The sequence below is a fragment of the Rhizobacter sp. genome, assembly GCF_032229685.1.
Taxonomy (GTDB): Bacteria; Pseudomonadota; Gammaproteobacteria; order Burkholderiales; family Burkholderiaceae_C; genus LMDS01.
In genome coordinates this window covers 25,071-46,877 of sequence record NZ_JAVTWP010000010.1, presented here as the reverse complement: position 1 = coordinate 46,877, position 21,807 = coordinate 25,071, and the positions used below count along the sequence as shown (strand labels likewise).

Sequence of the window (21,807 nt, the reverse complement as noted above, 5' to 3'; positions counted from 1 at the left end):
CTGCCCATGCGCAACATCGACCAGCACACGATCACGCCGGCCTTCATGGCGCGGCTCTCCGAATGCGACAACCCGCGCCTGAAGCAGATCATGAGTTCGCTCGTGACCCACCTGCACAGCTTTGCGCGTGAGGTGGCGTTGACCGAAGAAGAATGGATGCAGGGCATTCAGTTCCTCACCACCACGGGCCAGATGTGCGATGCCAAACGCCAGGAATTCATCCTGCTCTCGGACACGCTCGGCTTGTCGATGCTGGTGGTGGCGCAGAACAACGCCAAGCCGGCGGGCGCGACCGAAGCCACCGTGTTCGGGCCGTTCCACGTGGCCGATGCGCCGCTGGTCGAGCAAGGCGCCGACCTGAGCGGCGGCGCGCCGGGCACGCCCTTGTTCGTGGACGCGCGGGTCGTGTCGGCAGATGGCACGCCGATCGCGAACGCCGAGGTCGACGTGTGGCAGGCCGATGACGACGGCCTGTACGACGTGCAGCGCGCCGAGCTCGGTGACACACGCCGCGCGCGCGGCGTGCTGCGCAGCGACGCGCAGGGCAGGGTGCGCTTTTGCAGCATCACGCCGACGGCCTACCCGGTGCCCACCGACGGGCCGGTGGGCCGCATGCTGCTCGCCACCGGCCGGCACCCATGGCGGCCGGCGCACGTGCACTTCCTGATCAAGGCCGAGGGCTTCGAAACGCTGACGACGCACATCTTCCGCGAGGGCGACGAGTACCTCGAATCCGATGTGGTGTTCGGCGTGCGCTCGTCGCTGATCGGCGACTTCGTGCGGCACGAGAGCGGCACGGCGCCCGACGGCAGCACGATGAGCGGCCCGTATTACACGCTGGCGCAGACCTTCGTGCTGGCCAGCGCGGCGGGTTGAACGCGATGTACTACGCCGTCTGGGCCACCGACCGCATCGGCGCCTTGCCCGAGCGCGAGCGTGTCCGTGAAGCGCACCGTGCGCGCCTGCGCAACCCCGGCGAACACCGGGTGAAAGTTCTGCTCGGCGGCCCGACGCTGAGCGAAGACGCCGGCGCGATGAACGGCTCCTTGCTCGTCGTCGAAGCCGACGACATCGAAGCCGTGCGCCGCTTCGTGGCCGAAGACCCGTACCAGCTCGCGCAGGTCTACGCCACGGTCGAAGTGCGGCCGTGGAACTGGGGTTTGGGGCGGCCCGACATCGCGGCTTGATCTGGCACAAACGCTCGGCCTGTCGCGGCCGCGACTGTCGCGCGAAAGACAGCGCCTGCAGCTTTCACTGGTTATCTTGCCTGCCACACACAAGCAAGGACGGACCATGGAATTCGACTTCCCCCCGAAAGTGATCGCGCTGCGCGAGCGTCTGCAGAAGTTCATGATTGAGCACGTCTACCCGAACGAAGCGCGCCACGAAGCCGAGCTGGCGGCCAACGCGAAGGCCGGCCGCGCCTATGCCGAGCTGCCGATGATGGCCGAGCTGAAGGCCAAAGCGCGCGAGCAGGGCCTGTGGAACCTGTTCCTGCCGCCGCACCCGGGTGACACGCACACCACCACCGGCCTCACGAACCTGGAATACGCGCCGCTCGCCGAGATCATGGGCCGGCGCTACTGGTGTTCTGAAATCTTCAACTGTTCTGCGCCTGACACCGGCAACATGGAAGTGCTGGCGCGCTACGGCACGAAGGCGCAGCAGGAGCGCTGGCTCGTGCCGCTGCTCAATGGCGAGATCCGCTCGTCGTTCGCGATGACCGAGCCCGACGTGGCTTCGAGCGACGCCACCAACATCGAGTGCAGCATCCGCCGCGAAGGCGACGAATACGTGATCAACGGCCGCAAGTGGTACATCACCGGCGCGATGAACGAACGCTGCGAGATCTTCGTGCTGATGGGCAAGACCGACCCTGACAATGCGGATCGCCACCAACAGCAGTCGATGATCCTGGTGCCGAAGAACACGCCTGGCGTGACGATCGTGCGCGACATGGCGCTGCTCGGCGTGTACGACCCGCCGTTCGGCCACCCCGAGATCACGTTCGACAACGTGCGCGTGCCGGTCTCGAACATCCTGCTCGGCGAAGGCCGCGGCTTCGAGATCGCGCAGGGCCGGCTCGGGCCGGGGCGCATCCACCACTGCATGCGCGCGATCGGCATGGCCGAAGCGGCGCTCGAACTCATGTGCCAGCGGCTCGTGTCACGCACCGCGTTCCACAAGAAGCTGGCCGACCAGGGCGTTTGGCGCGAGCGCATCGCCGAGTCGCGCATGCTGATCGATCAGTCGCGCTGGATGGTGCTGAACGCCGCGTACCGAATGGACACGGTGGGCAACAAGGTGGCCGCCAACGAGATCGCGATGATCAAGGTGCTCACGCCGAACAACTGCGTGAAGGTGGTCGACTGGGCCATGCAGGCGTTCGGTGCGATGGGCCTGAGCCAGGACACGGTGCTGACGGGCTACTACGCCTACGAGCGGCACTTGCGCGTGGCGGACGGGCCCGACGAGGTGCACCGGAACGCGATTGCCAAGCGGGAACTGGCGGCTTACGCGTAACAGGAAGAGGAAGTGTCGGCTCGCCGGCGGGGGGCGAGCCGGGCGTCGGCTTCGAGCGACCGACGCGGGTCGGGACTCAGTTCGCCGCCAGCCCCACGACGGTCGACGGCAGGCCCGCGACCGAGCCGGACGGAGCGAGCGCGCCGTCGGCCCCCAGCGAGAAGCTGAACACGGCGGCGGTGCGCGGCGCAAGGATGCTCAGCGTGCGGCCGTGCGACGCGATCGCAAGATCACCGGCACCACCGCCCACCGTGCTGCCCGCGGCGCCGTTGACCAGCGTCACGCCGCCGCGGCGGTCGGTCGCGTATTGGCTGATCGAACTGGTGCCGGCGTTGCCGGTGTAGACGAAGCGGCCATTCGGCGTGGTGGCCGCCCAGCAGGCCGCACCCTGCCCGTTGGGCACCGCCGCGCTGACGAGCACCGGCCCCGTCGGAGCACGGTCGTCGAAGCGGTACGACGACAGCGAACTGCCCGGCGCTTCGCTGACGAACAGGCGGTTGCGCCCGTCGAACGCGAAGCCGAACGGCGTGATCCCCGCCGACGCGCTGACCTGCGGCGGCCCCGCGCGCCCGTTGTTCGAGAGCGCGAAGGTCACCAGCCGATTCGTGGTCTTCTCGGTGACCACGAGCACATCGCCTTCCGGGCCGATGCCCACCTGAGCAGGGCCGGTGCCACCCGCTGCCGACAGCGGGCGCAGGCTGCCCGCGATGGGGCGCAACACACCGCGTTCGTTGCGAAAGCCGGCCACATTGCCGGCACCGCCGTCGTTCAGCACGTAGACGACCCCATCGCGCTCGGCCACGCTGATCGGATGCAGGCCGCCGGAATCGTGCAGCGACACGAGTGTCAGGGCGCCCGCGCGCAAGGCGAAGGTCGAGACGGTGTTGCTGCCCGCGTTCACGGCGAACAGGTAGCGGCCGTCGTCACTCAGGGTGACGGCGCCCTGCGAACCCAGCCCGGCCCCGGAGCCCAGGCCGAAGGTCTGGTAGCGCACGAGCAGCGCCAGGGTTCCGTTCGGGTCGGCCCCGATCACGAGAAGTTCGTTGCCTGCCGCGCTGTTGCTCGTGGTGAATATCTTTCCGCTGCGCATGCCGCCTTCTTCGCCGCGCGATGTGCCCGACAAGAGCGTGGCGTCTGCACGCGACTGCGCGCGAACTTCGCTGGCGCCCAGCCCGATTCCGATGCCCGCGGCGGCCACGCTGCGGCTGAATGATCGACGATTCATGGATTCACTCCTGATGTTGATGGGAGTGCGCATTGCCGCATGCAGTCGAGCGCGGGTCTTGCATGTTTGCCACCGGGCGCTGCGAAAGATGGCGTTCTTTTCGTGACATCGCGCAGGCGTAAGAGCGCCAGCCTGTTCACGACAAAGCGGCAGGGTTCACAACAGCGCGCGAGCGCCTCACTCAGATGGTCGAAGCGATCGGCAACGGCGTGCGCATCTACGGTGGTCAGCTTGCACGCGCCGGCGGCCGCACGACGCAATCACTGGTGCACCCCGACGCGCTGGCCGTCGCGCTGTACGAGTCGCCGGCCTATGCATTCACGGTGCCGCCACTCGATGTGGCCCGACTGTCGATCAACCTGTCGCCATCGCGCGTCGTGGGTCATGTGGAAGGAGACACCTCGCGCACTTACGTCGCGCGGCGCCATTCGTTGTTCCTGACGCCGGCGGGCGCCAGTGCAACCTGGCACAAGGCCAGCAGCAGCCGGCACATCAACATCTATTTCAACCCCCGGGCCTTCGACCACCCCGACGGCGAGGCCTGGGGCGGGCTGCTTGCAGACGCCGTGCCCTTGCTGAACGTGAACCTGGCCGGGGCGGGCGCCTTGTTCGACCTGCTGGCAGCCGAGCTTGCCGACCGGCAGGCCTTCGGCGCCGAGGCCATCGACAGCCTGGCGCGGCTGATCCTCGCTCGTGTCGCACGGCGGCAGGTGTGTGGCGGGCCGACAAGAAGCAATCCGCTGACGCCGGCCTTGCTGGCCCGCCTGACCGACTACATCACCGACCGGCTCGATCAGCGCCTGCTTGTTCCGGAGCTCGCGGCCGTGGTGGGTCTTTCGCCCAACCGATTCGCGCAGGCTTTCACCAGCGCGACCCGCTCGCCGCCGCATCAATTCGTGCTGCAGCTCCGGCTCGAGCGCGCGGTGCACCTGCTGCACCATTCCACGCACACGCTGGCCGACATCGCCGCGGCCTGTGGCTTCGCGAGCCAGCAGCACATGACACAACTGATGCGCCGGCGGCTCGGCACCACGCCCGCGCGTCAGCGCAGCAGCGCTCAGCCTTTCACTTCTTCGCCGGCAACCCGATCCCCGGAAAAATCTTGATCACCGCCGAGTCATCTTCCCGCCCGTACCCCGCGCTCGACGCCTGCATGAACATCTGGTGCGCGGTGGCCGAAAGCGGCAGCGGGAATTTGCTCGCGCGGGCCGTGTCGAGCACGAGGCCGAGGTCTTTCACGAAGATGTCGACGGCCGAGAGCGGCGTGTAGTCGCCCGCGATCACGTGGGCCATGCGGTTCTCGAACATCCAGCTGTTGCCGGCGCTGTTCGTGATGACCTCGTACAACGCTTCGGCCGCCACGCCCTCGCGCAGGCCGAGCGCCATGGCTTCGGCGGCGGCGGCGATGTGCACGCCGGCGAGCAACTGGTTGATGATCTTGACCTTGCTGCCGGGGCCGGCGGCGTCGCCGAGCTTGTAGACCTTGGCGGCCATCGCGTCGAGCGCGCCGCCCACCTTGGCATACGCCTCGGGCCGGCCCGAAGTCATCATCGTCATCTGCCCGCTCGCGGCCTTGGCGGCGCCGCCCGAGATCGGCGCGTCGAGGTAGTGCACGCCACGTTCGGCCAGGCGCTTTTCGAGCGCGACCGACCAATTCGGGTCGACGGTCGAGCACATGACGAACACGCTGCCGGGCGCGAGTGCGTCGGCGGCGCCGTGCTCGCCGAAGAGCACGGCTTCGGTCTGCGCGGCGTTGACGACCACGCTCACCACCACGCCGCACTTCGCGGCCAGCTCGGCCGGGTTCGCGCAGGCGGTGCCGCCTTCTGCCGCGAAGGCGGTGGCGCCTTCGGGGCGCACGTCGCACACGTGCACGTGGTAGCCGGCGCGGCGCAGCGAAGCCGCCATGCCCTTGCCCATGGCACCGAGGCCGATCACGCCGATGTTCTTTTCCGTCATGGGGTCTGTCTCCCGCAGAGTGTTTTTGTCAGGCGTCGACGCTCGCCACATAGCGCGGTGCGCGGCGCGCCTTGGTCGCTTGCTCGAACGCGTAGGCCAGGCCGAGCAGCTTCGCTTCGCTCCAGGCGTTGCCGAAGAACGTGAGGCCGAGTGGCAGGCCGCGCAGCATGGCGGCCGGCACCGTGATCGCCGGTGTGCCGGCCACGGCCGCCGGCGTGGTGCTGCTGCCGACGAAGTGGTCGCCGATCACGGTGTCGATGCGCCAGGCCGGGCCGCCGGTGGGGGCGATCAGCGCGTCGAGTTGGTGTTCACGCATCACCGCTTCGATGCCTTCGGTTCGGGCGATGCGCAGGCATTTTGCGCGCGCGTCGAGGTACTCGGCGTCGGTGAGCGGGCCCTTGGCCTGCGCTTTTTCGAACAGGTCTTGCCCGAACCAGGCCATCTCGCGCGTGGCGTTCTTCTGGTTGAACGCAATCACGTCGGCCAGGCTTTTCACTGGCGTTTCGAAACCCGGGCGCTGCAGGTAGGCGGCGAGGTCGGCTTTCAATTCGTAGAGCAGCACGGTCAGCTCGGCCTCGCCGATGGTGTCGATCGCCGGCAACGTGACCGGGTCGACGAGCACCGCGCCGGCACGCTTGAGCGCTTCGAGCACCGGCGCATAGGCTTGTTCGGTCTGGTCGTGGAAGCCGAAGAACTGCCGGGCCACGCCGAGGCGTGCGCCTCTCAGTGCGTTGGCGTCGAGCGCGCCGGTGTAGTCGCTCAGGCTGTGTGGCGCGCTGCCCTGCATGGCGGCGTCTTCGGCGTCGAAGCCGGTCATCGCGCCGAGCAGGATGGCGCAGTCGCGCACGCTGCGAGCCATCGGGCCGAGCGTGTCCTGGCTGTGCGCGATCGGGATCACGCCGCTGCGGCTCACCAGGCCCACGGTGGGCTTCAGGCCGACGATGCCGCAGATGGACGAAGGGCTCAGGATCGAGCCGTCGGTCTCGCTGCCCACCGCCGCCGCGCAGAGGCTCGCGGCCACTGCCGCGGCCGAGCCCGAGCTCGAACCCGAGGTGTTGCGGTCGAGCGCGTGCGGGTTGCGCGTGAGGCCGCCGCGCGCGCTCCAGCCGCTGGTGCTCTGGCTGCTGCGGATGTTGGCCCACTCGCTCAGGTTCGTCTTGCCCAGGATCACCGCGCCGGCCGAGCGCAGTTGTTGCACCACGAAGGCGTCGGCCGGCGGTTTGCTGCCGACCAGGGCGAGCGAGCCCGCGGTCGTCTGCATCCTGTCGCGCGTGTCGACGTTGTCTTTGATGAGGATCGGCAGGCCGAACAGCGGGCCGCGCGCGCGCCGGCCGAGTTCGAGCACGCGCGCAATGTCGGCGGCGTCGGGGTTGGTTTCGATCACGCTTCGCAAGCGCGGGCCTGCGCGGTCGACGGCCTCGATGCGGGCGAGGTAGGCGGCAGTGAGCTGCGGTGCGCTGAGGCGGCCTGCGCGGAGTTCGACCTGCAGATCGGACAAGCTGCGTTCTTCGACCTGGACGGCGTTCATCGGGTTTCCTCGGGTCTTCAACCAGGCCGTGGAAGGCGCCAGCGCGGCCGCGGCGGCGAGCACGGTTCGGCGTTTGAGAGGCGTTCGTGGGTTCATCGGCGGTCGGTGCGTGGGGCGGTGCGATCCATTGTGCTGCACACACGCGCTGCGTGCAGTGCCGCACAGGTGACAGCCGCGCGGCGGCGATCGTGTAGAACCCGATCATCGAAAGACGGGGGCGGGATGAGCGAGCAGTTCGTGGGCACGATGCCCGTGCAGGATCGGCACCGCTTCGACGTGGCCGCGCTCGAAGCCTGGCTCGCCACCAACATGGCGGGCTTCTCGGCGCCGCTGCAGGTCGAGCAGTTCAAGGGCGGGCAGTCGAACCCCACCTACTTGCTGATCACCCCGGGCGCGAGTTACGTGTTGCGCCGCAAGCCACCCGGCAAGCTGCTGCCTTCGGCCCACGCCATCGAGCGTGAATACCGGGTGATGAATGCGTTGCGTGGCTCGGGCGTGCCGGTGCCGCAGATGCACTGCCTTTGCGAAGACACCTCGGTGATCGGCAGTGCCTTCTACGTGATGGAAAACGTGCAGGGCCGCATCCTCTGGGACCCGCGGCTGCCCGGCTTCAGCGGCGCCGAGCGCAGCGCCTTGTTCGACGACATGAACCGCGTGATCGCCGCCTTGCACCGGCTCGACGCCGCGCAAATCGGCCTGGCCGACTACGGCAAGCCCGGCAACTTCTTCGCGCGCCAGATCGGCCGCTGGAGCGCGCAGTACCGCGCGTCCGAAACCGAACGCATCGAGGCGATGGAGCGGCTGATCGAGTGGCTGCCGCTGCACATTCCGCCGGGCGACACGGCGGCGCTGGTGCACGGCGACTTTCGCCTCGACAACCTGGTGTTCCACTCGACCGAGCCGCGCGTGGTGGCCGTGCTCGACTGGGAGCTTTCGACGCTCGGCCACCCGATGGCCGACTTCGCGTACCACGCGCTCGCCTGGCACACCGAACCCGGCGCCACGCGCGGGCTGGCCGGCCTCGACCTGCCGGCGCTCGGCATCCCGACCGCGGCAGAGTACGTGGCGCGTTACTGCGAACGGGTCGGCGAGGCGCTGCCTTCTGCGGGCGAGTGGAACTTCTACCTCGTCTACAACCTGTTCCGTGGTGCCGCGATCTCGCAGGGCATCTTGCGCCGCGCGCTCGACGGCTCGGCCAGCAGCGTGCACGCGCTCGAAGCCGGCCGCAAGGCGCGCAGCGTGGCCGAACGGGCCTGGCAGCTCGTGGGCGACTCCGGGCAAACCCCCAACTGACCGGCCTCGGCACCACGCGATATTTCGTCAGTGCGGCGCCCGCGCCGCACGCCCACCCATTCACCCTCAGGAACCCCCGTGGCCGCAGAGCATCCCTGGATCAAGTCTTACCCCGACGGCGTGCGATGGGACGCCGAACTGCCGCTGATGCCGGTGCAGCAGTTGCTCGACGATGCCGTGAAACGCTGGCCCGACCACCCGGCGCTCGAATTCATGGGGCGCGTGATCAGCTACAGCGAGTTCGGCCACCTGGTGAGCCGTGCCGCCAAGGGGCTGCAGCAGCTCGGCGTCGGGCCGGGCGTGCACGTTGGGCTTTATCTGCCGAACACGCCGCACTACCCCATCGCCTTCTTCGCTGCGCTGAAGGCCGGCGGCACGGTCGTGAACTACTCGCCGCTCGATGCCGAGCGCGTGCTGGCGCACAAGATCGAAGACAGCGAAACCGACATCCTCGTCACGCTCGATCTCGCGGTGCTCTACCCGCAGATGGCGCGGCTGCTCGGCTCGTCGCGCCTCAAGAAGTTGATCGTCGGCAGCATGGGTGACTACGCGGCGCAGCCGGCCGGCGTGCGCGCGCATCTGCAGGCAGCGGGCCAGCTCGCGCCGGTGGCCGTTGACGACAAACACGTCGCGTTCGACTCGCTGCTCGCCAACGAGGGTGACCACGTGGTGCACGCGCTGGGCGACCTGACGCAGGCCGTTGTGGCCTTGCAGTACACCGGCGGCACGACCGGCCTGCCCAAGGGCGCGATGCTGACGCACGCGAACCTCACCGCGGCTTGCGCGCAGTACATGGCCACGTCGCAAGGCAACCCGCGTGTGCTGACCGAAGGCGCCGAGCGCGTGCTCGTGGTGCTGCCGCTGTTCCACATCTACGCGCTGACCGTGAACCTGCTCTACGGCGTGCGGCTTGGCGCGTTGCTGGTGTTGCACCCGCGCTTCGATGTCGACGCGGTCATCAAGGACCTGATCGACAAGAAGATCAGCCTGTTCACTGGCGTGCCGACGATGTACATGGCGATGTCGGCGCACCCGCGCGTGATCGCCGGCGAATTGAAGTCGCTCCAGTTCTGCGGCTCGGGTGGCGCGCCGCTGCCGGTCGAGGTGGCGAACCGCTTCGTCGAGCTCACCGGCTGCAAGCTCAACGAAGGCTGGGGCATGACCGAAACATCGCCCACCGGCACCTTCACGCCGGTGCACGGCATGCGCAAGGCCGGTTCGTGCGGCATGCCGCTGCCTGGCATCGAGCTCAAGTTCGAGAGCCTGAGCAACCCCGACGTCGACGCCCCACCGGGCGAGCCGGGTGAGCTCTGCATTCGCGGCCCGAACGTGATGAAGGGCTACTGGAAGAACGAAGCCGCTACCGCCAAGTCGATGACGAAAGACGGTTTCTTCCGCAGCGGCGACGTGGCGAAGATGGACGCCGACGGCTTTGTGTTCATCGTCGACCGCACGAAAGACATGCTGCTGTGCGGCGGCTACAACGTCTACCCGCGGGTGATCGAAGAAGCGATCTACGAACACGCCTCGGTCGAAGAAGTCTGCGTGATCGGCATTCCCGACGAATACCGCGGCCAGTCGCCCAAGGCCTTCATCAAGCTGAAGAAAGACGCGCCCGCGTTCACGCTCGACGAGCTGAAGGCCTTTCTGAAGGACCGCATCGGCAAGCATGAGATGGTGCAGGCGCTGGAGCTGCGCGCCGAGCTGCCGAAAACAGCGGTGGGCAAACTCTCGAAGAAAGACCTGGTCGACGAAGAAGAGCGCAAACGCGCGGCACAGAAAGCCTGAAGGAGACACCGACATGATCCACCTCAGCGGCATGGACGCTTCGTTCCTGCACCTCGAAACCCCCGAGATGCCGATGCACGTGGGCAGCCTGCAGATCGCCGACCTGCCCGAAGGCTACGCCGGCGACTACTACGAAGACGTGAAGCGCTGGATGGCCACGCGCATGCACCTGGCTTCGGTGTTCCAGCGCAAGCTCGCGCTGATGCCCTTCGACCTGGCCAACCCGGTGTGGGTCGACGACGAAGACGTGGATCTCGACTACCACGTGCGCCACGTGATCCTGCCGCGCCCGGGCACGCTCGAGCAGCTTGAAAAGTACGTCGCGCGGCTGCATTCGAGCCTGCTGGACCGCAGCCGCCCGCTCTGGGAAATCTACGTGATCGAAGGGCTGAACACCGGGCAGGTGGCCGTCTACAACAAGATGCACCACGCCGCCATCGACGGCCAGGCCGGCGTGGCGATCGCCAAGGCGCTGCTGAGCCCGTCGGCGGTGCCAGCGCCGATCAAGCCGCCGCGCCCGCGGCTGCGAACCAACCAGTACCAGCTCGGTGTGGCCGAGCTCGCCGGTGCTGCGATCAGCAACGCGTTGACGCAGTACGTGAAGCTCTTCAAGTCGCTGCCCGCCGTGGGCCGCGCGATCGCGAGCGTGGTCTACCCGGTGTCTGAAACAGACGGCAAGCGCCATCTCGGTCTGCCCGAAGGTTTTGCGCTCGGGCCGAAGACGCCACTCAACGTGGCGATCACGAACCAGCGCGCTTTCGCGGCGCGTTCGCTGCCGCTGGCCGAAGTGAAGGCGATGGCCAAGCGCAGCGGCGCGAGCCTGAACGACATCGTGATGGCCACCTGCGCCGGCGCGCTCAAGCGTTACCTGGCCGACTACGACTGCGTGCCCGACAAGCCGCTGATCGCCGGCGTGCCGGTCTCGTTGCGCGAAGCCGGCAACACCGACCCGAATAACCAGGTGTCGATGATGATGGTGAGCCTGGCCACGACCATCGACGACCCGATGGAACGGCTGATGGCGATCAACGCCTCGGCCAACGTCGGCAAGAAGCTGCAGCTCAGCGTGAAGGGCGCGATGCCGACCGACTTTCCTTCGCTTGGTGTGCCGTGGCTGATGTCGGGGCTGGTGTCGTTGTACGGCCGTTCGCGCCTGGCCAACAGGCTGCCGCCGATCGTGAACGTGGCGATCTCGAACGTGCCCGGGCCGCAGTTCCCGCTGTATTTCGCAGGCGCCAAGCTCGCGAGCTTCTACCCGGTGTCGATCCCCGGCCACGGCATTGCGCTGAACATGACCGTGCAGAGCTACAACGGCGCGCTCGAAGTCGGCCTCACGGCCTGCCGGCGTGCGCTGCCCGACGTGGCCGACCTGGCCGACTACGTGGTCGAAGAGCACCACAAGCTGAAGGCGCTGATCGAAGCGCGCGAGCCGGTGGCGGCTGCGCTGCCGGCGGCTGCGCCCGAGCCGGTGGTGGCGGTCGCGAAGAAGCCTGCACGGGCGAAAACGGCTTCTGTGGTCGCCCTGGCCGAGGTGGCCGCACCGCGTGCTGCCAAGGCCACGAAGACCGCCTCTGCCCGGCGCCGCGCCACGCCCGCCACGGCGGTGCCGCGCAAGCGCGCCGCGAAAACTGCCGCGACCGCACGCCCGCACTGATCGAGAAGGAACCCGATGTCGAACGCCCAGACCATGAACCGCCACGCCCGGATCAAACCACCCGGTGCGCACCTCATCGCGCTTGAATGGCGCGCGCCGTTCGAGGCCTTCAGCAGCGCTGCGCTCTGGCCGGTGCTGATGCACGGGCCGCGGGGCGACGGCCACACCGTGCTCGTGCTGCCGGGCCTGGCCGCGTCCGACACCTCGACCGGCGCGCTGCGGCGCTTTCTCAAGCAGAAGGGCTACGTGCCGCACGGCTGGGCGCAAGGGCGCAACCTCGGGCCGCGGCCGGGGGTGTTCGAAGCGTGCGTGGAGCGTGTGCACGAACTGCACCGCAGCTCTGGCCGCAAGATCAGCGTGATCGGCTGGAGCCTGGGCGGCGTCTACGCGCGCGAACTGGCCAAGCGTGCGCCCGACGCGGTGCGCTGCGCGATCACGCTCGGCACGCCGTTCACCGGCCACCCGAAAGCGAGCAACGCCTGGCGCTTCTACGAATGGGTGAGCGGGCGCAAGGCCGACGACCCGAAAGGTTTCGGCCCGCTGAGCGAAGCCCCGGCCGTGCCCACGACCTCGATCTACAGCCGCACCGACGGTGTGGTGGCCTGGCAATGCAGCATCCAGCAGCCGGCGGCGCGCACCGAGAACATCGAAGTGCGCGCCAGCCACGTCGGCATGGGCGCACACCCGGCCGTGCTGTACGCTGTGGCCGACCGGCTGGCGCAGCCCGAAGGGCAGTGGCAGCCATTTCACCGCGATGGTGTGCGCCGCCTGATCTACGGCGACGCGGCACGCGCACTCTGACCGGGGCACACGATGGCAACGACCGCGCGCAAACGTGCCCCTGCGAAGAAGGCGATCGCCACCGTGCCGGCGCGGGCCTTGAAGGCGATGGTGCCCAAGCCGCCGGTCGATGCCAGCAAAGGCCTGATGACCCTGGCGCGTGACCTGCGCTCGTGGACCGATTTCGTGCTCGGCATCGCCAACAACGCGGCCGACCTGTCGTTCCGCGTCGCGGCTTCGAAGCTGACGAAACCGTCGCACAAGGCGGCCGTCGAAAAGGCCGGCAGCGTGTTCCGCGACCTGCGTGAAAGCGCCGGCCTCACGCTGCAGGACCTGGGCGGCGCGATCAACCTGAAAGATGTGACACTGCTCGAACAGGTGGAAGGCGGCAAGGTCGGTCTGCCGTTCGAGATCATCCTGCGGCTGGCCGGCGTGTTGGGCCGCAACGACCCGATCCCGGTCGCGATGAAACTCACCCGCACCTACAACCCGAAGTTGTGGGCCACGCTCGAAAGCCTGGGTGTCGGCAAGCTCGCCGTGCAGGCTGGTCGCGAGCGCGAGTTCGCGAACATCTACCGTTCGAGCGACGCGGCGCGGCAGCTCAGCGACGACGAGTTCGCGGCGGCGCTGAAGTTCGTGCGTGCCTCGTTCGAGTCGGCGCTGGTGTTTCGCGCCGAGGTGGCCAAGCCGGGCAAGGTGGTCAAGCCTGTCGAAGCCGAGTAGCGCGGCGCGTGCCCGTGGGCGTGGCGCCGCGGCCGCGTGAATTCCTGCGATGCGCGTCGGGCAGGTGACAGCCGCCGCGTGGCGCTGCGGCTAAAGTCGCTGCATGCCCAAACCCGTGATCGCACTCGACGCCGACGGCGTGTTGCTCGACTTTCACCTTGCCTACGCCGGTGCGTGGCAGCGTGCCTTCGGCAAGGCGCCGGCCGAGCGCGACCCGCTGGCCTACTGGCCGATGGACCGCTGGAAAGTGGAGCGGCTCGACGAGAAGAAGCGTGTGCTGTTCAGGGCGTCTTTCGACGAGCACTTCTGGGCCACGGTGCCGGCCATCGAAGGTGCGCTCGAAGCCTGCCACCGGCTGCACGACGCGGGTTACGAGCTCGTGTGCGTTTCGGCGCTGGAGCTTGAATTCGAAGCCGCGCGCCTGCGCAACCTGAAAGCGCTGGGCTTCCCGATCGAGCGTGTGATCGCGACCGGCAACGAAGCCGTCGAGCGCAGCCCGAAGGCCGACGCCATCACCGAACTGCGCCCGGTCGCCTTCGTCGACGACTACCTGCCTTACATGCGCGGCGTGCCGCGCGACATCCACACGGCGCTGGTGTTGCGGGCGCCGAACGGCAGCCCGAACGTGGGCAACGAGCTGGTGCTGGCGAAGTCGGTGCACCAGGATCTGGCGGGCTTTACCGAACACTGGCTCAAACTCTGAGCGCTGCGCCGCTTCAGTGGGTCGTGGGCGCGCTGTCGCTCGGGCCGGCGTCGGCCGGCGGGTCTTTCGGCGCGCTGTCGGCGTCGACCGCGTAGGCGCCGCTCGCCCAAGCGCCGAAGTCGTGGTTCTTGCAGGGTGCGCTGCAGAACGGGCGGAAGTCGTTGCTGCTGGCGTAGACGCTCGGGCCGCCGCAACCCGGGCAGCGAATGACGCGTGGCTTGACCGGCTCCATGCTCAAGAACAGAGGGTCAATTCGAAACTCGTGTCGGCCGGGCTCGGCTTGAGCCGGCCTTCGGCGTCTTGCCGCATCAGGCGCACCGACACCATCAGCCGGTGACCGCTGATCTCGGGCACCAGCAGTTCGCTCTGCTCGAGGCGCACCCGCATCAGCTGGTAGACGCGGCCTTGCGGCAGGCTCTGCTGGTACTGGCCGGCGGGCGCCACCACCTTGTGGGGCACGCCGGAATCGCGCAGCAGGCCGAGCAGCACCTGCAGCGCTTCGGCGAGCGGCATCAGCGAGCTGACCCAGTTCAACAGGTCGGCACGGCGGCGCGCCGGTTCGAGCTTTTGCCAGGCGTAGTAGGCCGGCAGATCGAACTCGCAGGTGCCGCCGGGAATGCTGATGCGGCTGCGGATGCCCATCAGCCAGTCGTTGCTCGTGAGCGCGGCGCCGGCCTTGCCGGGCAGCAGGTTCAGGCCGTTGAAGGCGTGGTCGATCTTCGTGATGACCTCGTCGAGCGCGCCTTCTGAAATGGACGGGTTGCCGCGGTAGCTGTTGAACTGGAGCTTGTGTTTTTCAAGCTCTTTCAGCAGGTCGGACTTCAGGTCGGCACGTGCCGCCACGTCCATGATCTCGAACACCGTGGCCAGCGCGAAGTGGTGGTCGACGGCCGCATCGCGGGCGATCAGCTGGCCGAGGCGGTCGAACAGGAGTTCGAGCCGCAGCATGGTGCGGATGCTTTCGTTGAACGGGTATTCGTAGAGGATCACGGTCAGCCTGCTGCGCAGTGCGGTGCGCAAGGAGTGGGGCCGGGGCAGACCCCGCCGAGGCGCGATTGTTCCACAGTGGGCCTCACGAGCAGGATGGCGCGCCCGCAGAGGGCTGTGTCCAGAGGTTCCACAAGGAACGCAACTCGTCGCCGAGCTGCGCGGGCGAGATGCCGTCGTTGAAGATGACCGCGTCGGCGCAGGCACGCCGCCGCGCGCGGCTCGCCTGCCGCTCGATGACCGCCTGCACGGCGTCGGCAGACCAGCCTGAACGTGCGACCACGCGGGCCACCTGCGTCGACTCGTGGCAGTCGACCACGAGCACTTTGTGCACACGTGCCCGCCAGCGCCCCGACTCGACCAGCAGCGGCACGTCGAACACGATCACCGGCGCGCTGCTGGCGGCGGCCTGGCGTTCGGTTTCGAGGCCGATCAGCGGGTGCAGGATCGCTTCGAGGCGGCGCCGCGCCGTGTCGTCGGAAAACGCCAGCGCCCGCATGCGCTCGCGGTCGAGGCCACCGGCGGCGTCGATGAAGCCAGCGCCGAAAGTCTGGCGAATGCCTTCCATGGCCGCGCCGCCGGGCAAGGCGATCTGGCGCGCGATGGCGTCGGTGTCGACGATCGTGGCGCCCAGGCTGGCGAGCAGCGTCGAGACCGTGCTCTTGCCGCTGCCGATGCCGCCGGTCAGGCCGATCCGCAGCAGCATCTGACGAGCCTTCAGGCCCAGCCGAGCCAGCGCAGCACGCGGGCCTGGCCCGCGAGCATCACCACGAGCCCGGCGCCGGCGAGAAACGGGCCGAAGGGCACGTAGCGGCCTTCGCGCAACTGGCCGCCGAACTTCATGCCGATGCCGACGATGGCGCCGATGATCGAGGCCGCGAGCACCACAGGCAGGATCATCTTCAGCCCGAGCCAGGCGCCGAGCGCGGCCAGCAGCTTGAAGTCGCCGAAGCCCATGCCTTCTTTGCCGGTCGTGAGCTTGAACAGCCAGTAGACCGACCACAAGGACAAGTAACCGGCCACTGCGCCCCACAACGCGCTGTGCAGCGGGATCGTCCAGCCCAGCGCGCTGGCCACGAGGCCGGCCCAGAGCAAGGGCAAGGTCAGGCTGTCGGGCAGCAGCGTGGTGTCCCAGTCGATGCCGGCCAGGGCCACCAGCACGGCCGCGAAGCCACACCACAGCAGCGCGGCGGGCACGGCGCCGAACTTCCAGCCGATGGCTGCGAACAACGCGCCGGTGAACAGCTCGATCAAGGGGTAACGCGCCGAGATGCTGGTCTTGCAGGCCGAGCAGCGCCCACGCAGCCAGGCGTAGCTCAGCACCGGAATGTTTTCGTACCAGGTGATCGCATGGCCGCACGACGGGCAGCGCGAGCGTGGCGTCGACAGCGTGATGGGCGGTGGCGCTTCGACAGGCACGCCCAGTGTTTCGGCGCTCTCGAGCTTCCACGCGCGTTCCATCATCAGCGGCACGCGGTGGATCACCACATTCAGGAAGCTGCCGATCATCAGGCCCAGCCAGGCCAGGACGAACGGCGACAGCATCAGCTCGACGAATTGCTCGTCGATCAGGTCGGCGAACATCGACAAACTTCTAGACGACCTGGCCGAGCTTGAAGATGGGCAGGTACATCGACACGACGATGCCACCGATCAAGGTGCCGAGGATCACGATGATGAAAGGCTCCATCAGGCTCGACAGGCCCTTCACCGCCTCGTCGACCTCGTCTTCATAGAATTCGGCGGCCTTGCCGAGCATCTGGTCGAGCGAGCCCGACTCTTCGCCGATGGCGCACATCTGGATCACCATGGTCGGGAAGACGCCGGTGGTCTGCATCGAGGTGGTGAGCGCCGAGCCGGTCGACACGTCTTTCTGGATCTGCTCGGTGGCTTCGAGGAACACCGCGTTGCCCGACGCGCCGCCGACAGAGTCGAGCGCTTCGACCAACGGCACACCCGCTGCGAACATGGTGGAGAGCGTGCGCGTCCAGCGCGCCACGGCCGACTTGTTCACCAGGTCACCGAACACCGGCACGCGCAGCAGCAGGCGGTCCATGGCCTTCTGCATCTTCAGCGAGCGCTTCCACGACTGCAGGAAGAAGTACACACCGCCACCGATCACACCGAAGATCAGGTACCAGTACTTGACGAAGAACTCCGAGATCGCCATCACCACGAGCGTGGGCGCAGGCAGCTCGGCGCCGAAGGACGAGAACACTTCCTTGAAGGCCGGGATCACGAAGATCATGATGACCGACAGCACCACGAACGCGACCACCATCACGGCGACCGGGTAGATCAGCGCCGATTTGATCTTGTTCTTGATCGCCATCGTCTTTTCCTGGTAGATCGCCAGGCGGTCGAGCAGCGTTTCGAGAATACCGCCGGCTTCACCGGCTTCGACCAGGTTGCAGTAGAGCGCGTCGAAGAACAGCGGGTGCTTGCGGAAAGCCGAAGACAGGCTCGTGCCGGTTTCAACGTCTGAGCGGATGTCGACCAGCAGGCGCGTCATCTTGGCGTTGGTGCTGCCACGGGCCACGATGTCGAACGACTGGATCAGCGGCACGCCGGCGCGCATCATCGTGGAGAGCTGACGCGTGAAGACGGCGATGTCTTTCTGCTTGATCGCCTTGCCACCCGAGAGGCGGCGCTTCTTGACCTTGTTGACGAGGATGCCCTGGCGACGCAGGCTCGCACCCACCTGGGCTTCGCCGCCGGCGCGCATCTCGCCACGAACGGTCTTGCCGTTCTTGTCCTTGCCTTCCCACTCGAAGACGATTTCCCTGATGCCTTTTACCGCGGTTGCAGTCGCCATGGTGCGCTACGAGGAAGCTGATCCCTCGTCCCTTCGATAGTGTTTGGTTATTCGTTCGTCACCGAGATCACTTCTTCGAGCGTGGTCGAGCCGGCCCGCACCTTCACGAGACCGGACTGGCGCAGGTCACGCACGCCTTCGCGTTGCGCCTGGGCCGCGATGTCCATGGACGTGCCTTCGTTCAGGATGATCTTCTGGATGGCCTCGGTGATCGGCATCACCTGGTAGATGCCGACGCGGCCCTTGTAGCCGTTGTTGCAGGCCGAGCAGCCCACGGCGCGGTAGGGGCGCCATGTGCCGTCGAGGTCGGCCGCGCTGAAGCCCGCCTTGAGCATCGCTTCGCGCGGGTAGTCGGCCTGGGCCTTGCAGGTTTCGCATAACCTGCGGGCCAGCCGCTGTGCGGTGATGAGCAACACGCTGGACGCGATGTTGAACGGCGCCACGCCCATGTTGAGCAGGCGCGTCAGCGTGGTCGGCGCATCGTTCGTGTGCAGCGTGGACATCACCATGTGGCCGGTCTGCGCGGCCTTGATCGCGATGTCGGCGGTTTCGAGGTCGCGGATTTCGCCGACCATGATGATGTCCGGGTCCTGGCGCAGGAACGACTTGAGCGCGGCCGAAAACGTGAGCCCGGCCTTGTCGTTCACGTTGACCTGGTTCACGCCGGGCAGGTTGATTTCGGCCGGGTCTTCCACGGTCGAGATGTTCACGCCCGGCTGGTTCAGGATGTTCAGGCAGGTGTAGAGCGACACGGTCTTGCCGCTGCCGGTCGGGCCGGTCACGAGCACCATGCCGTAGGGCCGCTGGATCAGCTTGAGCAAGCGGTCTTTCTCGACCTTCTCATAGCCGAGCGCTTCGATGCCGACCTTGGCGCTGCTCGGGTCGAGAATCCGGATCACGATCTTCTCGCCGAAGAGCGTGGGCAGGGTGCTGACCCGGAAGTCGATCGCCTTCGAGCCGAACTTGAGCTTCATGCGGCCGTCCTGCGGCACGCGTTTTTCGGCGATGTCGAGCCGCGAGATCACCTTGATCCGCGACGAGAGCTTGTCCTTGATCGCGATCGGCGGCTGCGTGATTTCACGCAGTTCGCCGTCGATGCGGAAGCGCACGCGGTAGTGGTATTCGTAGGGCTCGAAGTGCAGGTCGGACGCGCGCGCGTTGATCGCGTCGATCAGCATCTTCTGCAGGAAGCGCACGACCGGCGCGTCTTCGACGTCGGAGGTCGGTTCTGCCGACTCCTGCGGAGTGGTGACGTCGTCGGTGACGTCGAACTCGAAATCGCCCGACGACATCGATTCCAGCGTTTCGCTGGCGCTGGCGCCGCTGCTTTCCAGCATCTTGGAGAGCTTGTCGTGCTCGACGATGACCCATTCGGGCGAAAGCTGGGTCGCGAACTTGATGCGTTCGACGGCTTCCTGGTCGGTCGGGTCGGCGCCGCCGATGAACAAGCGGCTGCCACGCTTGCCCAGAACGACCACCTGGTACTGCGCGGCCAGTTTGCCGTCGATGACGTTGCGCGGCAGCCGCTGTGGGTCGATGGACGTGAGGTCGAGCAGCGGCAGTGCCAGCGCTGTCGACAAGGTGTGCGCCAGATCGCCGGGAGAAACCGCGCCGGCGGCGATGACAGAGGCGACGAAGCTGCTGCGTTTGTCTTTGGCGCTGCGGACGAGGTCTTCGGCGACCTTGGCTTGCAGCTTGCCGGCGTGAACGAGCACGCGCGCCACTCCGGAGAGCGCGGACTGTGGGGCTTCGGCCAATGTATCCACTGATCGCTGGTTCAAGTCATGCCGCAAGAAAACGACTAATCATCCCTGATTCATCAAGCACTGTAACCGTGTTCGGCGTTAGCACTCGCCAACAATTCACGCTCGGTTCCTGAGCCATTGAAACAGATTGCACAAGGCCCGGATGGGTTGAAATGAGCTGCTCCGAACCACTTGTTCACGCCCAGGCAGTCGCCGGATGCAAAAACTGCCAGCGCCGATTGGCGGGGGCGATCGAAGTGCGTCGCGAGAGAACGAAGTAGCAAGAAGAATCAACAGCTTAGCACGCGTTTCGGAGAAACGAGATTCGGATTGACCGGGAGCTGCTTTCCTGCGAACTGTGTCACTGCCAGACCACGGCGCGCGTGGCCAAAAGCCGGTTCGACGGGGAACCGCAGGCAAGTGAAGAAGGAAAACTGGTCGGGGTGAGAGGATTCGAACCTCCGGCCTCTACGTCCCGAACGTAGCGCTCTACCAGGCTAAGCTACACCCCGATTTTCTGGCTGCTTGAAGCGAGGCCACCGGCGAACGGCTCAAGAAGAGCGCTCGACAGATCGAACACAGAATTCTAGCAGAGCTTCTTTGAAGGCCGAAGGCGCGAGAACGCCGAGACACTCGGCCGCCTTGTCGGCTTCGGCTCTGGCAGCGTCGCGCGTCGCGGCAATGGCGCCGGTGCGGCGCACGATTTCAACGATGTCGGGAAGGCGGGCGACCTCGCCGTGTTCGATGGCATGGCGGATCAACTCACGCTCCGCCCCGGCCCCCCGCTCCATCGCCAGCAGCAGCGGCAGCGTCGGCTTGCCTTCACGCAGGTCGTCGCCGACGTTCTTGCCAAGTTGCTCGGTGGCGCCCTCGTAGTCGAGCAGGTCGTCGACCAACTGGAACGAGGTGCCGAGCGCGCGGCCGTAGGCAGCGCACGACTCTTCGACGGCCGGGTCGGCCTCGGCCAAGATGGCACCCAGCCGCGCGCTCGCCTCGAAGAGCTTCGCCGTCTTGAAACGAATGACCCGCAGGTAGTCCTCGACCGAGATGTCGGGGTCGTGCATGTTCATCAACTGCAGCACTTCACCTTCGGCGATCACGTTGGTTGCGTCGGCCAGCACTTCGAGCACACGCATCCGGTTCACCGACACCATCATCTGGAAGGCGCGCGAGTAGACGAAGTCGCCGACCAGCACACTGGCGGCGTTGCCGAACAGGGCGTTGGCGGTCTGCCGGCCACGGCGCAACGCCGATTCATCGACCACGTCATCGTGCAGAAGCGTCGCGGTGTGGATGAACTCGACGGTCGCTGCCAGTTCGAAGCGCTCTTTGCCCGTGAAACCGAGGGCGTTGGAAAACAGCAGCACGAGCTTCGGCCGGATGCGCTTGCCGCCGGCACTGATGATGTAGGTCGCGATCTGGTTGATCATCGCGACGTCCGAGGCCAGCCTGCGCTGGATCACCGCATCCACTTGCCGCATGTCGGCGGCCAAGACGGCTGCGGCGCTCGACGCGGCGCCGGTATCCGACATGGCTGCGAGAGGAAGAGAGGAAGTGGATTGCACGCTGCGCCCGGGAAAACGAAGCCGATTATAGAAAGCGGGGCGCGCCGCGAGCGTTGCCTCTCTTCGCCCCTCGCTTGCGGCGCCGGGCCAAGGCCGACCTGCCGCAACAGACGGGTCCCGTGCTAGAATCACAGGCTCTGCGTGTTTTGCAGGGCTTGCGTGTGCTGCTCGTCAGCCGCGCGGGAAGTCAAACGAAAGGGCTGATATGTACGCGGTCATAAAAACCGGTGGCAAGCAATACAAGGTTGCTGCTGGCGAAAAGATCAAAATAGAACAGATTGCTGCGGATGTTGGCCAAGAGATCACGATCGACCAGGTGTTGGCCATTGGTGCCGGCGCCGAACTGAAGGTCGGGACTCCCTTGGTGACGGGCGCAAGCGTGGTGGCCACCGTTGTGGCTCATGGCAGGCATGACAAGGTGCGCATTTTCAAGATGCGACGTCGCAAGCATTATCAAAAGCGGCAAGGTCATCGCCAGAACTTCACCGAGATTCAAATCGGTGCGGTGAACGCGTAAGC

Annotated in this window: 21 protein-coding genes and 1 tRNA gene; 11 read left to right on the top strand and 11 right to left on the bottom strand. The window is 66.9% G+C overall.

Annotated features, from left to right (window positions below):
* Positions 1 to 6 precede the first annotated feature (6 nt).
* The 3 genes from AC30PD_RS03855 (at position 7) to AC30PD_RS03845 (ending at position 2,523) form a co-directional block, all read left to right on the top strand.
* Positions 7 to 876, top strand: a complete 870-nt coding sequence (locus tag AC30PD_RS03855; protein ID WP_489534319.1) for an intradiol ring-cleavage dioxygenase — start codon at positions 7 to 9, stop codon at positions 874 to 876.
* A 5-nt stretch (positions 877 to 881) separates the two neighbouring features.
* On the top strand, positions 882 to 1,187 hold the full coding sequence (locus AC30PD_RS03850; protein WP_489534318.1) for a YciI family protein: 306 nt from the start codon (positions 882 to 884) through the stop codon (positions 1,185 to 1,187).
* A 106-nt stretch (positions 1,188 to 1,293) separates the two neighbouring features.
* Positions 1,294 to 2,523 (top strand): acyl-CoA dehydrogenase family protein, encoded by a 1,230-nt coding sequence (locus AC30PD_RS03845; protein ID WP_489534317.1) that lies wholly within the window; start codon positions 1,294 to 1,296, stop codon positions 2,521 to 2,523.
* A 76-nt stretch (positions 2,524 to 2,599) separates the two neighbouring features.
* Here AC30PD_RS03845 and AC30PD_RS03840 read toward each other — a convergent pair whose 3' ends face one another.
* Complete coding sequence (locus AC30PD_RS03840) at positions 2,600 to 3,748, bottom strand: lactonase family protein (protein WP_489534316.1); 1,149 nt, start codon at positions 3,746 to 3,748, stop codon at positions 2,600 to 2,602.
* A 185-nt stretch (positions 3,749 to 3,933) separates the two neighbouring features.
* Here AC30PD_RS03840 and AC30PD_RS03835 point away from each other — a divergent pair, with 185 nt between their 5' ends.
* Positions 3,934 to 4,854, top strand: a complete 921-nt coding sequence (locus tag AC30PD_RS03835; RefSeq protein WP_489534315.1) for a helix-turn-helix domain-containing protein — start codon at positions 3,934 to 3,936, stop codon at positions 4,852 to 4,854.
* Here the strand turns inward: AC30PD_RS03835 and ltnD are convergent.
* Positions 4,814 to 5,707, bottom strand: coding sequence for an L-threonate dehydrogenase (gene ltnD / locus AC30PD_RS03830; protein WP_489534314.1), 894 nt, complete (start codon positions 5,705 to 5,707; stop codon positions 4,814 to 4,816). The genes AC30PD_RS03835 and ltnD overlap by 41 nt on opposite strands.
* A gap of 28 nt (positions 5,708 to 5,735) precedes the next feature.
* Positions 5,736 to 7,331, bottom strand: coding sequence for an amidase (locus tag AC30PD_RS03825; RefSeq protein ID WP_489534313.1), 1,596 nt, complete (start codon positions 7,329 to 7,331; stop codon positions 5,736 to 5,738).
* 126 nt (positions 7,332 to 7,457) lie between these two features.
* Between AC30PD_RS03825 and AC30PD_RS03820 the strand changes: the two genes are divergently transcribed.
* From AC30PD_RS03820 to AC30PD_RS03795, 6 genes are all read left to right on the top strand, one after another.
* Complete coding sequence (locus tag AC30PD_RS03820; RefSeq protein ID WP_489534312.1) at positions 7,458 to 8,528, top strand: phosphotransferase; 1,071 nt, start codon at positions 7,458 to 7,460, stop codon at positions 8,526 to 8,528.
* A gap of 78 nt (positions 8,529 to 8,606) precedes the next feature.
* Complete coding sequence (locus tag AC30PD_RS03815; RefSeq protein ID WP_489534311.1) at positions 8,607 to 10,316, top strand: AMP-binding protein; 1,710 nt, start codon at positions 8,607 to 8,609, stop codon at positions 10,314 to 10,316.
* A gap of 13 nt (positions 10,317 to 10,329) precedes the next feature.
* Positions 10,330 to 11,970, top strand: a complete 1,641-nt coding sequence (locus AC30PD_RS03810; RefSeq protein WP_489534310.1) for a WS/DGAT/MGAT family O-acyltransferase — start codon at positions 10,330 to 10,332, stop codon at positions 11,968 to 11,970.
* Between the two features lie 15 nt (positions 11,971 to 11,985).
* Positions 11,986 to 12,771, top strand: coding sequence for an esterase/lipase family protein (locus AC30PD_RS03805; protein ID WP_489534309.1), 786 nt, complete (start codon positions 11,986 to 11,988; stop codon positions 12,769 to 12,771).
* Between the two features lie 12 nt (positions 12,772 to 12,783).
* The gene (locus tag AC30PD_RS03800) at positions 12,784 to 13,473 is read left to right on the top strand and encodes a helix-turn-helix domain-containing protein (protein WP_489534308.1); all 690 of its coding nucleotides are present in this window, start codon (positions 12,784 to 12,786) and stop codon (positions 13,471 to 13,473) included.
* A gap of 103 nt (positions 13,474 to 13,576) precedes the next feature.
* Positions 13,577 to 14,176, top strand: coding sequence for an HAD family hydrolase (locus AC30PD_RS03795; RefSeq protein ID WP_489534307.1), 600 nt, complete (start codon positions 13,577 to 13,579; stop codon positions 14,174 to 14,176).
* Between the two features lie 13 nt (positions 14,177 to 14,189).
* Here the strand turns inward: AC30PD_RS03795 and AC30PD_RS03790 are convergent, their stop codons facing one another.
* From AC30PD_RS03790 to AC30PD_RS03755, 8 genes are all read right to left on the bottom strand, one after another.
* The gene (locus tag AC30PD_RS03790) at positions 14,190 to 14,408 is read right to left on the bottom strand and encodes a DNA gyrase inhibitor YacG (RefSeq protein WP_489534577.1); all 219 of its coding nucleotides are present in this window, start codon (positions 14,406 to 14,408) and stop codon (positions 14,190 to 14,192) included.
* A gap of 2 nt (positions 14,409 to 14,410) precedes the next feature.
* Positions 14,411 to 15,166, bottom strand: a complete 756-nt coding sequence (gene zapD / locus AC30PD_RS03785) for a cell division protein ZapD (RefSeq protein ID WP_489534576.1) — start codon at positions 15,164 to 15,166, stop codon at positions 14,411 to 14,413.
* Positions 15,167 to 15,248: 82 nt separating this feature from the next.
* Positions 15,249 to 15,869, bottom strand: a complete 621-nt coding sequence (coaE, locus tag AC30PD_RS03780) for a dephospho-CoA kinase (RefSeq protein WP_489534306.1) — start codon at positions 15,867 to 15,869, stop codon at positions 15,249 to 15,251.
* An 11-nt stretch (positions 15,870 to 15,880) separates the two neighbouring features.
* The gene (locus tag AC30PD_RS03775; protein WP_489534305.1) at positions 15,881 to 16,747 is read right to left on the bottom strand and encodes a prepilin peptidase; all 867 of its coding nucleotides are present in this window, start codon (positions 16,745 to 16,747) and stop codon (positions 15,881 to 15,883) included.
* A 10-nt stretch (positions 16,748 to 16,757) separates the two neighbouring features.
* Positions 16,758 to 17,978, bottom strand: coding sequence for a type II secretion system F family protein (locus AC30PD_RS03770; RefSeq protein WP_489534304.1), 1,221 nt, complete (start codon positions 17,976 to 17,978; stop codon positions 16,758 to 16,760).
* Positions 17,979 to 18,025: 47 nt separating this feature from the next.
* A complete protein-coding gene (gene pilB, locus AC30PD_RS03765; protein WP_489534303.1) occupies positions 18,026 to 19,744 on the bottom strand; it encodes a type IV-A pilus assembly ATPase PilB in 1,719 nt (572 codons plus the stop codon).
* 414 nt (positions 19,745 to 20,158) lie between these two features.
* Positions 20,159 to 20,235 (bottom strand) — tRNA-Pro (locus tag AC30PD_RS03760).
* A 39-nt stretch (positions 20,236 to 20,274) separates the two neighbouring features.
* Entirely contained in the window at positions 20,275 to 21,255 is a 981-nt protein-coding gene (locus AC30PD_RS03755) for a polyprenyl synthetase family protein (RefSeq protein WP_489534575.1), read from the bottom strand.
* A gap of 238 nt (positions 21,256 to 21,493) precedes the next feature.
* On the opposite strand from AC30PD_RS03755, the gene rplU reads away from it, so the two are divergent.
* Positions 21,494 to 21,805: a 50S ribosomal protein L21 gene (rplU, locus tag AC30PD_RS03750; protein WP_489534302.1), complete on the top strand. Its 312-nt coding sequence runs from the start codon at positions 21,494 to 21,496 to the stop codon at positions 21,803 to 21,805.
* Positions 21,806 to 21,807: the final 2 nt, after the last annotated feature.

Coding starts and splice junctions, on each gene's coding strand:
- AC30PD_RS03810 (WP_489534310.1), top strand. CDS start 10,330: ATGATCCACCTCAGCGGCATGGACGCTTCGTTCCTGCACCTCGAAACC.
- AC30PD_RS03855 (WP_489534319.1), top strand. CDS start 7: ATGCGCAACATCGACCAGCACACGATCACGCCGGCCTTCATGGCGCGG.
- AC30PD_RS03835 (WP_489534315.1), top strand. CDS start 3,934: ATGGTCGAAGCGATCGGCAACGGCGTGCGCATCTACGGTGGTCAGCTT.
- AC30PD_RS03790 (WP_489534577.1), bottom strand. CDS start 14,408: ATGGAGCCGGTCAAGCCACGCGTCATTCGCTGCCCGGGTTGCGGCGGC.
- rplU (WP_489534302.1), top strand. CDS start 21,494: ATGTACGCGGTCATAAAAACCGGTGGCAAGCAATACAAGGTTGCTGCT.
- ltnD (WP_489534314.1), bottom strand. CDS start 5,707: ATGACGGAAAAGAACATCGGCGTGATCGGCCTCGGTGCCATGGGCAAG.
- AC30PD_RS03820 (WP_489534312.1), top strand. CDS start 7,458: ATGAGCGAGCAGTTCGTGGGCACGATGCCCGTGCAGGATCGGCACCGC.
- AC30PD_RS03800 (WP_489534308.1), top strand. CDS start 12,784: ATGGCAACGACCGCGCGCAAACGTGCCCCTGCGAAGAAGGCGATCGCC.
- AC30PD_RS03805 (WP_489534309.1), top strand. CDS start 11,986: ATGTCGAACGCCCAGACCATGAACCGCCACGCCCGGATCAAACCACCC.
- AC30PD_RS03755 (WP_489534575.1), bottom strand. CDS start 21,255: ATGTCGGATACCGGCGCCGCGTCGAGCGCCGCAGCCGTCTTGGCCGCC.
- AC30PD_RS03840 (WP_489534316.1), bottom strand. CDS start 3,748: ATGAATCGTCGATCATTCAGCCGCAGCGTGGCCGCCGCGGGCATCGGA.
- AC30PD_RS03825 (WP_489534313.1), bottom strand. CDS start 7,331: ATGAACCCACGAACGCCTCTCAAACGCCGAACCGTGCTCGCCGCCGCG.
- AC30PD_RS03795 (WP_489534307.1), top strand. CDS start 13,577: ATGCCCAAACCCGTGATCGCACTCGACGCCGACGGCGTGTTGCTCGAC.
- AC30PD_RS03770 (WP_489534304.1), bottom strand. CDS start 17,978: ATGGCGACTGCAACCGCGGTAAAAGGCATCAGGGAAATCGTCTTCGAG.
- AC30PD_RS03775 (WP_489534305.1), bottom strand. CDS start 16,747: ATGTTCGCCGACCTGATCGACGAGCAATTCGTCGAGCTGATGCTGTCG.
- coaE (WP_489534306.1), bottom strand. CDS start 15,869: ATGCTGCTGCGGATCGGCCTGACCGGCGGCATCGGCAGCGGCAAGAGC.
- AC30PD_RS03850 (WP_489534318.1), top strand. CDS start 882: ATGTACTACGCCGTCTGGGCCACCGACCGCATCGGCGCCTTGCCCGAG.
- AC30PD_RS03845 (WP_489534317.1), top strand. CDS start 1,294: ATGGAATTCGACTTCCCCCCGAAAGTGATCGCGCTGCGCGAGCGTCTG.